General features: G+C 41.2%; 14 protein-coding genes and 1 other annotated feature. All 14 genes read left to right on the top strand.

The features are described from left to right. Positions 1–175: 175 nt before the first annotated feature. The 14 genes from polA to JNO66_RS15885 all read left to right on the top strand — a co-directional run bounded on the left by polA (position 176) and on the right by JNO66_RS15885 (position 15,570). A complete protein-coding gene (polA, locus tag JNO66_RS15820; RefSeq protein ID WP_203089662.1) occupies positions 176–2,806 on the top strand; it encodes a DNA polymerase I in 2,631 nt (876 codons plus the stop codon). Between the two features lie 30 nt (positions 2,807–2,836). Beyond that, the gene (mutM, locus tag JNO66_RS15825) at positions 2,837–3,664 is read left to right on the top strand and encodes a DNA-formamidopyrimidine glycosylase (protein WP_203089664.1); all 828 of its coding nucleotides are present in this window, start codon (positions 2,837–2,839) and stop codon (positions 3,662–3,664) included. 66 nt (positions 3,665–3,730) lie between these two features. Then, positions 3,731–4,372 (top strand): sporulation membrane protein YtaF, encoded by a 642-nt coding sequence (ytaF, locus tag JNO66_RS15830; protein WP_203089666.1) that lies wholly within the window; start codon positions 3,731–3,733, stop codon positions 4,370–4,372. 10 nt (positions 4,373–4,382) lie between these two features. Next, on the top strand, positions 4,383–4,973 hold the full coding sequence (coaE, locus tag JNO66_RS15835; protein WP_203089668.1) for a dephospho-CoA kinase: 591 nt from the start codon (positions 4,383–4,385) through the stop codon (positions 4,971–4,973). Positions 4,974–5,120: 147 nt separating this feature from the next. Further along, positions 5,121–6,143, top strand: coding sequence for a glyceraldehyde-3-phosphate dehydrogenase (locus JNO66_RS15840; RefSeq protein ID WP_203090249.1), 1,023 nt, complete (start codon positions 5,121–5,123; stop codon positions 6,141–6,143). 220 nt (positions 6,144–6,363) lie between these two features. Next, positions 6,364–6,744, top strand: coding sequence for an adenosylmethionine decarboxylase (gene speD, locus JNO66_RS15845; protein WP_203089670.1), 381 nt, complete (start codon positions 6,364–6,366; stop codon positions 6,742–6,744). A gap of 103 nt (positions 6,745–6,847) precedes the next feature. Further along, positions 6,848–7,249: a DUF1499 domain-containing protein gene (locus JNO66_RS15850; protein WP_203089672.1), complete on the top strand. Its 402-nt coding sequence runs from the start codon at positions 6,848–6,850 to the stop codon at positions 7,247–7,249. 80 nt (positions 7,250–7,329) lie between these two features. Continuing rightward, complete coding sequence (nrdR, locus tag JNO66_RS15855) at positions 7,330–7,785, top strand: transcriptional regulator NrdR (RefSeq protein ID WP_203089687.1); 456 nt, start codon at positions 7,330–7,332, stop codon at positions 7,783–7,785. A 235-nt stretch (positions 7,786–8,020) separates the two neighbouring features. Continuing rightward, entirely contained in the window at positions 8,021–9,469 is a 1,449-nt protein-coding gene (locus JNO66_RS15860; RefSeq protein WP_203089688.1) for a replication initiation and membrane attachment family protein, read from the top strand. Positions 9,470–9,471: 2 nt separating this feature from the next. Continuing rightward, positions 9,472–10,398, top strand: coding sequence for a primosomal protein DnaI (gene dnaI, locus JNO66_RS15865; protein WP_203089690.1), 927 nt, complete (start codon positions 9,472–9,474; stop codon positions 10,396–10,398). A gap of 98 nt (positions 10,399–10,496) precedes the next feature. Further along, positions 10,497–11,609, top strand: coding sequence for a cyclic dehypoxanthinyl futalosine synthase (gene mqnC, locus JNO66_RS15870; protein ID WP_203089692.1), 1,113 nt, complete (start codon positions 10,497–10,499; stop codon positions 11,607–11,609). Between the two features lie 450 nt (positions 11,610–12,059). Further along, positions 12,060–12,929, top strand: a complete 870-nt coding sequence (ytxC, locus tag JNO66_RS15875; protein WP_203089694.1) for a putative sporulation protein YtxC — start codon at positions 12,060–12,062, stop codon at positions 12,927–12,929. A 320-nt stretch (positions 12,930–13,249) separates the two neighbouring features. Next, complete coding sequence (gene thrS, locus JNO66_RS15880; RefSeq protein WP_203089695.1) at positions 13,250–15,160, top strand: threonine--tRNA ligase; 1,911 nt, start codon at positions 13,250–13,252, stop codon at positions 15,158–15,160. A gap of 26 nt (positions 15,161–15,186) precedes the next feature. Then, complete coding sequence (locus JNO66_RS15885; protein WP_203089697.1) at positions 15,187–15,570, top strand: OsmC family protein; 384 nt, start codon at positions 15,187–15,189, stop codon at positions 15,568–15,570. A 57-nt stretch (positions 15,571–15,627) separates the two neighbouring features. Next, positions 15,628–15,745, top strand: a sequence feature (ribosomal protein L20 leader region). Position 15,746 lies beyond the last annotated feature (1 nt).

A 15,746-nucleotide genomic window follows, 5' to 3' on the forward strand; every position in this document is an offset into this window, starting at 1 on the left:
ATAACTCCGGTCCCACTAACCCTGGCTGGATGATATTGTTCACCCCCTTGAAGGACGAAAGCTCCCCCTTATGCTTTCGTCCTCTTTTTGTGTCTTCATTTCTCGACTTTTTCTATTTAAGTTTGCCTATGGTACAATTGTTTCAAGGATAACCAGAGAAATGAGGCGGACCCATATGAAGAAATTAATCTTAATTGATGGAAATAGTATCGCGTACCGAGCTTTTTTTGCGTTACCGCTTTTGTCAAACGATAAAGGAATTTATACAAACGCGGTGTACGGATTTACAACAATGCTTTTAAAGATTCTTGAGGATGAAAAGCCAACTCATATGTTAGTGGCTTTTGACGCCGGAAAATCAACGTTCCGACATAAGACCTTTTCAGAATACAAAGGAACAAGACAAAAAACACCACCAGAGCTGTCCGAGCAGCTTCCATTTATACGCGAGCTTCTTGATACGTACGGAATTAAACGACATGAAGCAACTGAGTATGAAGCGGATGATATTATTGGGACACTTGCCAGTCGAGCAGAGCAAGAAGGCTGGAATGTGAAAGTTATTTCTGGAGATAAGGATTTACTTCAGCTTGTTACGGATAAAGTAGAAGTTCACTTAACGAAAAAAGGAATTACCAATATGGATCGTTATGATCTTGAGGCGATCGATGAGAAGTATGGCATTTCTGCTAAACAGATTATTGATCTAAAAGGATTAATGGGCGATTCGTCTGATAATATCCCAGGAGTCCCAGGAATTGGTGAGAAAACAGCACTGAAGCTACTAAAGGAATTTGGTTCTGTGGAAACAGTGCTTGATTCTGTTGATCAAGTTTCAGGGAAGAAAATGAAGGAACGTCTTGTTGAGCACCGCGAGCAAGCCTTGATGAGTAAAAAGCTTGCGACGATTTTCACAGAAGTACCAGTAGATTTGGGGATTGAGGATCTAGCCTTTGGCGAGTACGATGTGGCAAAAGTATCGGCTTTCTTTAAGGATCTCGATTTTTCTTCCCTTTTGAACCGGTTACCTGATGAAAACGGAGAGACAGCTTCAGAAGAACTAAGTGAGATGGACATTGAACTAGTGCATGAAGTATCAGAGGAGCACTTAATTAGTCCGGCCGCCTTAGTGGCAGAGGTACTTGGTGAACATTATCATCATGCACCAATTGAAGGGTTTGCGATTTCCAATAAAAATGGAACGTTTTTCATCCCAACAACCACTGCGGTTGAATCAGAGCTGTTTGTGGAATGGGCTAAGGATGAAACGAAGAAAAAATGGGTGTTTGATGCAAAACGAACGGTAGTCGCGCTAGGCTGGCAAGATATTGAACTAGACGGTGTGGAGTTTGATTTGTTGATTGCTTCTTATTTACTCGATCCATCCGTTTCCTCACATGGTATGAGTGATATCGCGCAGCGTAAAGGCCTGTCGATTGTCCAGGATGATGAATCGGTGTATGGAAAGGGAGCAAAGCAGCGTGTTCCCGATGAAGATGCATTAAAAGACCACTTAGGACGTAAAGCATCGGCTATTTTACATTTAAAAGAAGATCTAGAGAAAGAGCTTGAAGAAAACAATCAATCCAAACTCTTCTTTGATCTAGAAATGCCTTTATCCGTGGTACTTGGGCGCATGGAAACAACAGGGATCAAGGTAGATTCCTCTCAGCTTAAACAAATGGGTGAAGACTTATCTGAGCGTTTAAAAGCTCTTGAGGAAACCATTCATGATTTAGCTGGGACAAGCTTTAATATTAATTCTCCTAAGCAGCTTGGTGAGGTGTTGTTTGAGACATTAGGATTACCACCAGTCAAGAAAACAAAAACGGGCTATTCCACGTCAGCTGATGTATTAGAAAAGCTTGCAGGCGAACATAAAATTATTGAGCACATTTTGCTGTATCGACAGCTAGGTAAATTGTATTCCACATACATTGAAGGCCTACTAAAAGTTGTAGATGAGAGTACGGGGCGCATTCACACTCGTTATAATCAAGCTCTAACACAAACGGGAAGATTAAGCTCAACCGATCCAAACCTGCAAAACATTCCGATTCGATTAGAAGAAGGGCGGACGATTCGTAAAGCATTTATTCCATCAGAACCTGGCTGGTCGATTCTAGCCGCTGATTACTCACAAATTGAGCTAAGAGTTCTTGCTCACATTTCAGAAGATCAAGGGCTGATTGAGGCGTTTAAAAAGGATATGGATATCCATACAAAAACAGCGATGGACGTTTTTCACGTAGGTGAGTCTGAGGTCACATCAGATATGAGAAGAAGCTCTAAAGCTGTAAACTTTGGGATTGTATACGGAATTAGTGATTATGGATTATCTCAAAGCTTAAATATCACCCGCAAGGAAGCGGCTGAATTTATTGAACGTTACTTGGAGAGTTATCCTAATGTGAAGGCGTATATGTCAAATGTCGTTGAAGAGGCTCGTGAAAAAGGGTATGTCTCGACGTTAATGCAACGGAGACGTTATTTACCGGAGCTCGTCAGTCGCAACTTTAACTTACGTAGCTTTGCTGAACGAACGGCAATGAACACACCAATTCAAGGGACAGCTGCAGACATTATTAAGAAAGCAATGATCGATATGGCCGAACGTCTTGAATCCGAACAATTAAAAAGTCGGATGCTCTTACAGGTACACGATGAATTAATTTTCGAGGTGCCAGAGGATGAATTAGAACAAATGAAACAAATCGTACCTGAGGTGATGGAAGCTGCTTTGGAATTAAGTGTACCTCTTAAAGCGGATGTCTCAGTTGGAGAAACGTGGTACGAAGCTAAATAGAGTTCGTAAAGTAAAGGATGCGTATAAGATATGCCTGAATTACCTGAAGTAGAAACAGTTAAACGAACGCTTGAGGAATTAGTAGTGGGAAAGACCATTCAATCGGTTGACATTGGATGGCCAAATATTATTAAACGACCTGCTGATCCAACGGAGTTCACAACAGAAGTAAAAGGACAAACGATTCATTCCATGAGAAGAAGAGGAAAGTTCTTGCTTTTTGACCTCGATGATATAGTCATGGTCTCTCACCTTCGAATGGAAGGAAGATATGGGGTGTATAAGCAAGAGGACGCGCCAGTTCCTCATACCCACGTTACATTTGGCTTTTCTGATGGAACAGAGCTCAGATATCAGGATGTTCGTAAGTTTGGAACCATGCACCTTTTTGAAAAAGGAAAAGAAGAAGAAACAATGCCGTTAACTCAGCTTGGGGTAGAGCCTTTTGACGAAGAGTTTACGGTTGAACTGCTCACAAACGCAAGCCAAAAAACCACTCGCAAAATAAAACCGTTTCTTTTAGACCAAAAAACTGTGGTAGGTCTTGGAAATATCTATGTAGATGAAGCATTATTCAGAGCGCGTATTCATCCGGAGCGGCTTGCCCACTCTTTAACAGATGAAGAGTTTCAAAAGCTTCACCATAGTATTGTTGAAACGTTATCAGAAGCTGTTCAGCTTGGAGGAAGCTCCATCAAATCCTATGTAAATGGTCAAGGGGAAATGGGCATGTTCCAACAAACGCTTGAAGTCTATGGCCGTAAAAACGAACCGTGCAAACACTGTGAAGATACGATCATCCGAATTGTTGTTGGTGGACGTGGAACTCACTATTGCCCAACGTGCCAAACGAACTAAAGGTACATTGAATAAGCTCCTTTCATATGCTAAAAAATGAACGCCTAAGGGAAGGAGCTTCTATTCATGTCTGGTTTTGTAGCGTTAATAGTGCTTGCATTCGCCCTAAGTCTAGATAGCTACGGGGTAGGAATGACGTACGGACTTCGAAAAATGAAAATTCCCTTTCTTTCTCTGCTATTTATTGCCTGTTGTTCAGGAGCATCCATTCTTATTGCAATGGGTCTCGGGAAAACAATTGTTCTTTATTTATCACAGGATGTAGCAGAAGCGATAGGGGCTATTTTACTGATTATGATTGGATTATTCACCTTATGGCAGGTGTATGCTCCAGCTAAAAAGAAACCAAAGCCGGTACGTAAGAAAAAAGAACACCCTTTCAGTTTTCAACTAAGAATCTTTGGATTTGTCATTCATGTGTTGAGAGAGCCTTTAAAAGCCGATATGGATGAGTCAGGTGCAATTACAGGCAGAGAAGCGCTGTTACTCGGAGCCGCTTTATCGCTTGATGCATTTGGAGCTGGGGTAGGAGCAGCATTACTAGGGTATGCCCCTTGGTTACTCGCCGTTTGCGTTGCTTTTATGAGTGGTTTCTTCCTTATGCTTGGTATGAAAAGTGGCTTTCGTTTTGCGAGTATTTCTTGGATCAATCGACTTGCGTTTATCCCAGGAGTTCTTCTCATTATTATTGGGATCTGGAAGATGTAAGGAGGAACAAATGATTATTGGATTAACCGGAGGGATTGCGACGGGGAAATCAACTGTTGCCACGATGATGAGGCAGGAGGGTATTCCTGTTGTAGATGCTGATGTGATAGCTAGAGAAGTAATGGAGATAGACGGTGCAGCTTATAACCAAGTGGTCCAGACGTTTGGACGTGAGATTATAGATGCCGATGGCTCCATTAATCGTGCCATGCTTGGAGAACGGATCTTTTCAAATGAAGTCATGCGTTTGAAGTTAAATTCAATTGTTCATCCTGTGGTGAGGTCGGAGTTAGTTGCCAAAGCTGAGGCTTACCAGAGGAAAGGGCACGAGCATGTAGTCATGGATATTCCGCTTTTATATGAAAGTGAGTTATTTTACTTAGTGGATAAAGTACTACTTGTTTATGTCACGCCAGAGCTCCAGCTTGAACGGTTGATGTCCCGTGATCAAGCGGGAATGGAACAAGCCCGTTCGCGAATGAATGCTCAAATGCCTATTGATGAAAAAGTAGAACGGGCAGATGCTGTCATACACAATCATGGCACCAAGGAAGAGACAAGAGACGAACTGCGAAGAATAATAAAGTCATGGAATCTATAGTTATGACCTACTAAAGATCAGTTTTGCTGGTTTTTTAGTAGGTTTTTTTATTATATTTAAGAAAATCATTCGCTCTTAAGTTTAATGTGTTATACTATATATAAATAAACAGATATAAAGTATAACATTATAAAGGTGGGGATCATGATGAAAACAAAAGTAGCAATTAACGGATTTGGACGTATTGGACGAATGGTCTTTCGTAAGGCTATGCTTGATAAGAAAGTTCACGTGATGGCTATTAATGCAACATATCCAGCAGAGACGCTTGCGCATCTAATTAAATATGATAGTGTGCACGGGATATTTCCGCTGTCTGTGGATGTTCAGAATGATCAGTTATATGTTGACGGTCAAGAAATTAAGTTATTACAATCAAGGGATCCGAAAAGTCTTCCTTGGCACGAGCTAGAAATTGATATTGTCATTGAAGCAACGGGCAAGTTTAAAACAAAAGAAACGGCAGGGTATCATTTACAAGCCGGCGCGAAAAAAGTCCTCATCACAGCACCTGCAAAGGATGAAGATGTTACGATCGTGATGGGTGTGAATGAACACGAATATCAGCCGGAGCATCACCATATGATTTCCAACGCCTCTTGCACGACTAATTGTTTGGCACCGGTTGCAAAGGTTTTAGATCAAACGTTTGGGATTGAGAGTGGAATGATGACAACGGTTCATTCTTACACAAATGATCAGAAGAATATCGATAATCCCCATAAAGATTTGCGAAGAGCTAGATCTTGTGGACAATCCATCATACCTACTTCTACCGGCGCTGCAAAAGCGATATCCAAAGTCCTGCCTCAGCTTGAAGGGAAGCTTCATGGTATGGCACTACGTGTTCCAACACCTAATGTGTCGTTAGTCGATTTAGTTGTTCAATTACAGAAGGATGTCACCGTAGAGTCGGTTAACGCAGCGTTTAGGCAAGCAGCAAGCTCTGAACTGTCAGGAATCCTTGGAATCACTGATGAGCCACTTGTTTCCATTGACTTTAATGGAGAAGAACAATCTTCTGTGATTGATGGATTATCTACAAGTGTACAAGGAAAACGTCAAGTAAAGGTACTAGCTTGGTACGACAACGAATGGGGGTACTCATGTCGAGTGGTGGATCTAATGAATTACGTAGGTGCACGCTTAAAAAAAGAAATAACAGTATGAGTTAATGCATGCGCAATTAATGACAAGTTTCTTATTTGAGTCTATTGCATTACCCCCTGAAAAACAGTATACTTGTTGTCGTGAGCCAAGAACGGCAAACAAGGTATGATCTTTACACAGAAAGGGTTAGGACCTCATCGGACTAACTTTCCCCCGTGTGTATAGGTGGTGCTGCATGCTTGGAAAGGCATGATTAATACTGTAAAGGGGGATTCAACTTATGGACACAATGGGTCGGCATGTTATTGCAGAACTATGGGGTTGTAATGTAGAAAAGTTGAATAATATGGACTTTATTGAACAGGTTTTTGTTGATGCCGCGTTAAAAGCAGGAGCTGAAGTTAGAGAGGTAGCTTTTCATAAGTTTGCCCCTCATGGTGTGAGTGGAGTGGTCATTATCTCAGAATCACATTTAACCATTCACAGTTTTCCTGAACATGGCTATGCGAGTATAGATGTATATACCTGTGGAGATTTAGATCCGCACCTGGCTTCCAATTATATAGCTCAGGAACTTCATTCAACGTCTAGCGAAGTCATTGAAGTGCCTAGAGGTATGGGACCAGTTCAGCCTAAAAAAGTGGCTGTTGAATCTAATTAATTCTAGAGTATGTAGGAAAGCAAATTTGCCTTTTGGCAGATTTGCTTTTTTAGTTTATACTAATGATAACGCTTACTGATTTTCATAGAGAAGAGGGGTTCATATGGGATTAAAAGAAACCTGGCATTTTTTAACTAGAAGCCATGCTGAAACTGGGGAAAAACATAGTGATGAATCGCTTCAGACGAGGTACTATAAAGGCAATAAGGATAAAGTCATTGAAGCAATAGAAGCAGTTGTAAAGGAGTCTGGATATACTTTAAAACGGACGGAACGTGAACGTGGAGAAATCATCATTGAGCAATCATCCGGTCAACGTTTTTTACTAGTAGCTTCTGTTATTACAGTAAGACCATTTAAAACAGCTGTAGATTTTTCTTGCTCGTATAGTACCGTATTGCCTTCTGATTTTGGGAAAAGTAAACGAATGCTCGATGCTATGTACAAAAAATTGGATAAACAACTCGTCTATATCGGGTCTGGCTTAGGGGAGCAACTATTATAACCGCTTGTCAGCGCCCGTCTTTTTTTATAAAATAAATGGTATAAAGAAGACTTGACTTGTGTAAGGTTGGAGATGATTACATGCGATGTCCCACATGCCATTATAATGGCACAAGGGTACTGGATTCTAGACCAAGTGATGAAGCTCGTTCAATACGGAGACGAAGAGAATGTGAATCGTGTGGAAACCGATTTACAACCTTTGAAACGGTTGAAGAGGTTCCATTAATTGTTGTAAAAAAGGACGGGACGCGGCAGGAATTCAGTAGAGATAAAATTTTAAGAGGGCTTATTCGTGCATGTGAAAAACGAGCAGTTTCCCTTGAAACATTAGAAAATGTAGTAAATAATGTGGAAAGAGATCTTAGAGGATCAGGGAAGAATGAAATGCTCAGCCAAGACGTTGGAGAATTAGTAATGGAACGACTGGCAGACATTGATGATGTAGCATACGTACGATTTGCATCAGTATATCGGCAATTTAAAGATATTAATGTCTTTATAAAGGAATTAACTGATTTAATGAACAAAGAGTAATGTGAGACTAGGACAACCGAAAAACGTTTTAAAGAAGGCAAATGATTCTGCAAGCGAATCATTTGCCATTCGTGTTTTATTGAACGGGCAAGTGGATTCTACCGCGGTGCAAATCTAGAAATCCAACAATCCTTTTAAAACCCTTATTTCCTGCTTTGCCAGATTTATGAGGCGCAGAAATAGAAGGAACATGTTACACTATGAGCACGATTGAAGAAACAAGGGGGGCACTACGTTGAGCTGGCACTGGAGGGAGCTGCTTCCTGTTGACAGGTATACCGTTCGAACGTCTGATTATTTAACAGATATGGATCAAAAGGTAATGGTATTACTCTATCAACCATTAATAGGTACGGTAGCAAACGGTTTATATACAACTTTATGGGCACATTTAGAACGAGACCAATGGGTTAGCTCCGAGCAAACGCATCGGCAGCTGATGTTAATGACAGAGCTCTCACTAGGAGAGATTTTTGAACAACGTAAAAAGCTTGAAGGAATCGGTCTACTCAAAAGCTACAAACAAAAAGCTGATTCTGAGAGTCGATATCTTTATGAACTTCAGCCACCTATGACACCTAAACAATTTTTTGAAAATGATGTGCTAAGCGTGTATCTTTTTAACCGGTTAGGGAAAACCCAATTTAGAGAATTGCGTAATCGGTTTTCGGTGGATGCGGTCCCGACATCAGAGTATACCGAGTTAACCTACTCATTTGATGAGGTATATACGTCCTTACATCATTCTGAAATGGTTTCAAATTTACGTTCTGAAACCGGGGAAGCATTGGCAAATCATACAAATAAAACGATTCTTTCACGTCATGATAAACAAGGTTTTTCCTTCGAGGATTTTGATATGGAACTAATGAAAAACGCACTTTCTAGCTTTGTTGTTCCAGAACAGGCGATTACGAAAGTGGTTGAAGAAACAATCATTCGATTGGCGTTTGTTTATTGCGTGGATCCGCTTGAAATGAGTAAGATTGTTTCGCAAGCGGTTGGACCAGATGAACGAGTTGATTTGGAGCTATTAAGAAAGAAAGCGCAGGATTGGTATCGCCTGGAATATGGAAGTAACCCTCCTGGACTTGGTCTGAGAACACAGCCGATGAATGAACGTACAATGAATCAGAAAGAACCAACAACAGATGAAGAGAAGACGATCCTCTTTTATGAGGAGACTTCGCCATTAAGGCTTCTTGAACTACGCTCTGAGGGTGCACAGGTTGCTCCAGCTGATGCGAAGATTGTAGAAGGACTTATTCTTGATTATCAGTTGTTACCTGGCGTTGCAAATGTCTTGTTGGATTATGTATTGTATCAATATGATATGAAGCTTTCCAAGCCACTTGTTCATAAGATTGCGGGTCATTGGTCAAGGAAAAAAGTAAAGCTTGTGCAAGAAGCGATGCAGCTAGCAAAGCAAGAGAAACAAAGCAAAGCGGAAGCCGCAGATTCATATTCCACACAGAAGCAACAAGGGAAACGAAATCGTAAGAAAGACAAGCTTCCAAAATGGCTTCTTGAAGAAAAGCAATCCCAAGAGCAGGCAAAAGCGGAAACGGCCTCAGCGAGTGAAACCAAGTCAAATCAGCAGAATGATACAGAGCAACAATCAAAACAAAGCTTTGAGAGCATGCTTGAAGAATTAAAACGATCAAAACAACAAAAGGGAGGGTAATTGTGGAACGTATAGACACAGCGCTTTCCAAATGGGATGGAAATGATGAGCTTCAAAAGCGATTGGATCGTGCGAAGGATGCTTTGCTTGAGAGTCCTTACATCATTCGCTTTTTAGACGAACATCCAAATGTGACAAGTGAGATGGTCTCAACTGGACTTAACAAGCTCTATGAATATAAAAAAGAGCGTGAGAACTGTGATAACTGTCCGGGACTTGAACGCTGTCCAAATTTAATGCAAGGGTATCAGCCAGAGCTTTATGTGGATCGTAAGCATTTAGAGCTTCGGTATCATGCCTGTAGCCTAAAGGTTCAAGCAGAAAAACAAAAGCAGGAACAAACCCTCATTCAATCACTTTATATTCCAAAAGAAGTCCTTTCCGCTAGCTTTGAACAACTGGATCACGGAACTGACCGAATGGAAGCGAGTCGCGCGGCCCTCCATTTTGCGATGAATGCAAAACCAGGAGAAGATGGGCACGGGTTATACCTATACGGCAAATTTGGCGTTGGAAAGACCTACTTGATGGGTGCGGTTGCGAATGAACTGAAGGATCGAGGCATTGAAACATTTATTATTTTCGCTCCTGATTTCTTTCGAGAGATGCGACAATCAATCTCTGATGGTTCGTTTCAAGAGAAGCTAGAAGCTGTTAAAAAAGCACAAGTATTGATCCTGGACGATATTGGTGCAGAGACGACCTCAAGCTGGACAAGGGATGATGTATTAGGTGCAATTTTGCAGCATCGAATGCTTGAAAAGCTTCCTACTCTTTTTACTTCAAACTATGATTATGATGAGTTGGAACGACATCTTGCTTATTCAGATAAAGGTGGCACAGAAGAGCTAAAGGCTATGCGTATTATGGAGCGTATTAAGCACTATACAGAGGCCATTATGGTTAAAGGAGAGAATCGGAGAAGCTAATTCAGCCTCTCCTTTTTTATTTGGTGTTGGCAATTGGAAGTTTCTATTTATCTATGATACGATGAAATCATCCTTTAAAAGGTGATGGGGGTTACAACATGAGCGTTGATGAAATACTTGAACGCGCCGTCAATGGAGAGCGAATCTCCATGGAGGACGCTGTAAAATTATATGAGAGTGATGACCTTGAAAAGCTAGGGAAAGCCGCTGATACAATTATGAAAAAATGGCACCCTGAGCCGGTTACAACATTTGTCATCGGACGAAATGTGAACTACACAAATTTCTGTGATACATATTGCAGCTTTTGTGCATTTTATCGCCCGCCTAATTCAAAGCAAGGCTATGTTCTTGACGACGAAGTAATCTTCTCGAAAATTCAAGAAACACTTGATGTAGGTGGAACAGAAATCTTAATGCAAGGTGGAACCAATCCTAATTTAAAGCTTGATTACTATACGAATCTTCTAAAAGGAATTAAGGAGCGTTTCCCTGACATTTGGATGCACTCGTTCTCTCCTGCTGAGATTTGGAAAATCGCTGAGGTGTCTGACTTATCAGTTGAAGAAGTTCTACGTGAGCTTCATGCGGCAGGACTTGACAGTATGCCAGGTGGCGGAGCTGAAATATTAACTGAAGAAACGAGACTACGTGTTAGTCGCTTGAAGGTTACGTGGGAACAGTGGATGGATGCGATGAAAGCAAGTAAGAAGGTTGGTATGTTCGGTTCGGCAACCATGGTTATTGGTTTTGGTGAGTCTTTTGAAGAGCGTGCCTTGCACCTACAGCGAGTGAGAGATGCTCAAGATGAAACTGAATGCTTTACAGCCTTTATTTCTTGGTTGCTCCAACCTGAGAACACAGGACTGCGTCGATTAAAGAAACTGACAAAAGAAGATTATCTTAAGAATGTAGCGATTTCTCGTATTTTCTTAGATAACATTCCAAACTTCCAGTCTTCATGGGTAACAATGGGACCTGAAGTAGGGAAGCAATCACTTCACTTCGGATGTAACGACTTTGGTTCAACGATGATGGAAGAGAATGTGGTGTCAGCAGCCAATACAACGCATAAGGTAAATACGAACCTAACACTTCGTTTGATTCGTGAAGCGGGCAAAATTCCTGCGCAACGTACAACGTCTTATGATATTGTCCGTGTGTTTGATGAGGAAGAATCCGCTGAAAAAGACTTTATCATGCAAAACTAAATAACTAAACGCTTCTTGTCTTAATGGCAGGAAGCTTTTTTTATTTGTAACATAACTACTAAAAATCAATACGAAAATAGCGAATGATTCGATTGCAGAACCATTCGCCTTTGTAATTTTACTGGAACAAGCGGAGGGAGAACCTGAGACTCCTACGGAATAGAACGTGGTGAAGACACTGTAGCGGCGCTCTTTCCGCGAAAGGGGCTGAGGCCGTTCCCGTGTAAAGCGAGGGATTCTCCTGTAGCGGATTTATTGCTATATTCATGTCTTACTATCTGAATTAATGTTATGTCTCACCCACCGTTTTTTTATTTGGAGGAATGTGTCGGACGAAAAAGCAAACAGATTCGGTCATGTTCTTCTTATTTATACATAGGATGAAATAGAGCCCAAGATTGGCATAAGGACACGTTGTAAAGAGTTTGATAAGGTTAGGGGGAATATCGGTTGATCGCCATTCATTTTGAAGAAAAGCTAGATTGTCACAAACTCTATCAAGAATTAACGCACTATGTTCAAAAATATCAGCCCTATGGCCTTGGTGCGGATATACAAGTTCATGATGCAGGGACGTTGTTTGTTCACTACGAAGATCGCCATGTGAGCTTTTATGATTCGTTTCATCCACTGCTAGCTTCTTTGTTAACGGACTTTGTGATTAACAGTAAGGAAGAAGAGTGGCTGCTATCAATTATTGAAACAATGTTTTATTTCACTGATCATGAAGAACAGTATCAAATCCTTTCTATTGCAAAACGCATCCTAGATGGTGACATAGAAGATTTACCGGACATCCAGTTATTTTTTAATCGAAAAGAGTTTATCTATCAAGCATTTGCCACGAACCTCGAACAAGAAACGTCTTTTTATTATGAACCCTTTTTAACGTTTCGCCTTAGAGAATATGGAGAACTACTTATAGATTGTGTAGAGATGGCGATTGATGAATATATGTTAGAACAGGATTATCAACATATGCTAGAAAATTATCGTCAGCATCTTAGGAACTCTCCTTGCAAGGTGAGTCGCGTTTATGTTGTTCATGATCAAGTATTTACGTTGTATGACTCGCAATTTCGTGAGTTAACACGTGATGAAATCCTTTTTTATTTGGAGGAAGATTTAATTTTTGAGGAAGGGTTGGATGTGCAGGATATGTTAATTAGTCCATTAGTAAGTATGGTCCCGGCTGAGGTTCATTTGTTTACGAATGAACCAGAGAATGGGCTCATTGCTTCAATTCAGTCTATCTTTGAAGAACGCCTGCAACTCTATCCGCTAAAAGATCAGGCCGATAAAAAATGTGAACCCACTTGATTTTTTCTGTATGCCTCCCTATAATATACTACATATTAAGATTATGATGATCTAAACAGTGTAGATAAGGACACGAGGCATATAAGATAGTTTTCAGAGAATGAGGCAATTGCTGAGAGCCTCTAAACTAGATGTATGAGCTTACCACCTTTGAACTGCATCGGGGAACATTTAGTAACCGGTGCCGGCACGCAGCCGTTATCTGTATGATAAGCCGTAGTACGGACATTAGGGTGGAACCGCGAACCACACTCGCCCCTTCATTGGAAGGGACGAGTGTTTTTTTGTGCTCGTATTTACAAAAAAAGGAGAGAACGTACATGGAACAGTTAGAATTAATTTTCCCTGATGGAGCGAAGAAGGAGTTTCCGAAAGGGTCAACAACAGAAGATGTCGCTGCATCAATTAGTCCTGGACTTAAGAAAAAAGCAATTGCTGGTAAGATTAATGGTCAATTAATTGATCTGAAGCGCCCGATTCCAGAGAGTGGTGAGGTTGCTATTATCACACCTGAATCAGATGAAGCATTAGAGGTCCTTAGACATAGTACGGCTCACTTAATGGCTCAAGCGGTTCGTCGTTTGTTCAAAAATGTGAAGCTTGGTGTAGGTCCAGTGATTGAAGATGGTTTCTACTATGATATCGATTCAGAGGAGTCCATTACGCAAGAGGACTTACCGAAGATCGAAAAAGAAATGAAAAAGATTGTCTCAGAAAACCTTGAGATCCATCGTCTTGAAGTAAGCCGCGAGGAAGCAAAAGTGAAATTTGGTGAAGACGAGTATAAACAGGAGCTACTTGAAGCGATTCCTGAGGGTGAGCAAGTAACGATCTATGAGCAAGGCGAATTCTTTGATTTATGCCGTGGCATTCACGTTCCATCAACTAATAAGATCAAAGCGTTCAAACTACAGAACTTAGCTGGTGCTTATTGGAGAGGGAATAGCGACAACAAGATGTTACAACGCATTTATGGGACAGCATTCTTTAAGCAGGCTGACTTAGATGAGCATCTAGAGCTATTACGTCAAGCAAAAGAGCGTGATCACCGTAAGCTGGGTCGTGAATTAGAACTATTCATGTTTTCAGAAGAAGCACCAGGTATGCCGTTCTTCCTTCCAAACGGACAAACGATCCGCACAGAGCTTGAGAATTTTTCACGTAATCTCTATACAAAAGCAGGGTATCAAGAAGTTCGTACGCCTTTAATGATGAATCAACGTCTATGGGAGCAATCAGGTCACTGGGATCACTACCATGAGAATATGTACTTCTCTGATGTAGATGATAAACGTTTTGCCCTTAAGCCAATGAACTGTCCTGGGCATATGTTAATTTATAAAAATGCACAGCACTCGTATCGTGATCTTCCAATTCGTATGGCTGAATTCGGGCAAGTTCACCGTCATGAGCTAAGTGGATCGTTAAACGGAATGCTTCGTGTTCGTACGTTCACGCAAGATGACGCGCATATCTTTGTGGCACCGAACCAAATTGAAGATGAGCTAAAGCAAGTATTCGGTCTTGTTGACCAAATCTACAGCACGTTCGGATTTGACTACTCTGTAGAGCTTTCGACTCGTCCAGAAGACTCCATGGGAGCAGACGAGCTTTGGGAACAAGCAGAGCAGTCGCTTGAAAATGTCTTAAAGGACTTAAATGTAGATTACATTTTAAATGAAGGAGACGGAGCATTCTACGGTCCTAAAATTGACTTCCACATCAAGGATGCACTAAAACGTAGTCACCAATGTGCAACGATCCAGCTTGATTTCCAAATGCCAGAGAAATTTGATCTGACTTATGTAAATGAGCAAGGCGAAAAAGATCGTCCGATTGTTATTCACCGTGCTGTATTTGGTTCAATCGACCGCTTTATCGCCATCTTAATCGAACACTTCGGAGGAGCCTTCCCGACGTGGTTAGCGCCTGTACAAGTTCAAGTGATCCCAGTTTCTCCAGAAGCACACTTAGAGTATGCACAGGAAGTGAAATCATTGTTCGAAGGAATGGGTGTGCGCGTTCAGCTTGACGAGCGTAACGAGAAAATCGGTTATAAAATCCGTGAAGCTCAAATGAAAAAAACACCTTACATGCTTGTACTTGGAGACAAAGAAGTAGCAGATGGTACAGTAAATGTTCGTAAATATGGAGAGCAGGATCAACAGGTAGTAGATAAAGACGCGTTCCTTGCTCAAGTAGTTGAAGAAATCTCAACACACCGACTGTAATAAATAAACGAAGGGAGGGGACTCATTTGGATTTTCAAATGACCGAGCACGGATTTACACATACTACTTCATTTGATACGCTACATGTGTCTGGGGATGAAACGTACGGGTTTAGACCGTATCAATTACTTGTTTCTTCTATTGCAGTGTGTAGCGGGGGCGTTTTCAGGAAAATCCTTAAAAAGAAACGCATTTCCTTTGATGACATGTCACTGTCGGCTGACGTGGTCCGAAATGTTGATGGAGTGAACGAAGTGACGGATGTCTCCCTCCATTTTGTGATAACAGGAACGGACGCTTCAGAGAGCACGATTCAAAAAGCATTGGATCTCGCAACGAAAAATTGTCCAATCGTCCAATCTGTAAACAAAAGCATTCGAATTACAGAGACTTTTACTTTAATTAAATGAGTAGGTTGACAGCCTGTTTCGCCTATGATATTATTCTAAGAGTGTGTTAAACAAACTATAGGAAAGCAGAAGCGCCCGCTTCTCACCTGATCGACCGGAGTCGGTAGGTATCATTCGTTTTCAGTATTAACGAGTATTCAGTGTGGGCGCAGTGCGTCCGCACTTTTTTGTGTGGA

It is taken from the genome of Alkalicoccobacillus gibsonii (assembly GCF_016798245.1).
Lineage (GTDB): Bacteria > Bacillota > Bacilli > Bacillales > Bacillaceae_D > Alkalicoccobacillus > Alkalicoccobacillus gibsonii.

Bases quoted from the DNA above. Each gene is read 5' to 3' on its own strand.
- polA (WP_203089662.1), top strand. From the start codon at position 176: ATGAAGAAATTAATCTTAATTGATGGAAATAGTATCGCGTACCGAGCT.
- thrS (WP_203089695.1), top strand. From the start codon at position 13,250: ATGGAACAGTTAGAATTAATTTTCCCTGATGGAGCGAAGAAGGAGTTT.
- nrdR (WP_203089687.1), top strand. From the start codon at position 7,330: ATGCGATGTCCCACATGCCATTATAATGGCACAAGGGTACTGGATTCT.
- JNO66_RS15850 (WP_203089672.1), top strand. From the start codon at position 6,848: ATGGGATTAAAAGAAACCTGGCATTTTTTAACTAGAAGCCATGCTGAA.
- coaE (WP_203089668.1), top strand. From the start codon at position 4,383: ATGATTATTGGATTAACCGGAGGGATTGCGACGGGGAAATCAACTGTT.
- mutM (WP_203089664.1), top strand. From the start codon at position 2,837: ATGCCTGAATTACCTGAAGTAGAAACAGTTAAACGAACGCTTGAGGAA.
- speD (WP_203089670.1), top strand. From the start codon at position 6,364: ATGGACACAATGGGTCGGCATGTTATTGCAGAACTATGGGGTTGTAAT.
- mqnC (WP_203089692.1), top strand. From the start codon at position 10,497: ATGAGCGTTGATGAAATACTTGAACGCGCCGTCAATGGAGAGCGAATC.
- JNO66_RS15840 (WP_203090249.1), top strand. From the start codon at position 5,121: ATGAAAACAAAAGTAGCAATTAACGGATTTGGACGTATTGGACGAATG.
- ytaF (WP_203089666.1), top strand. From the start codon at position 3,731: ATGTCTGGTTTTGTAGCGTTAATAGTGCTTGCATTCGCCCTAAGTCTA.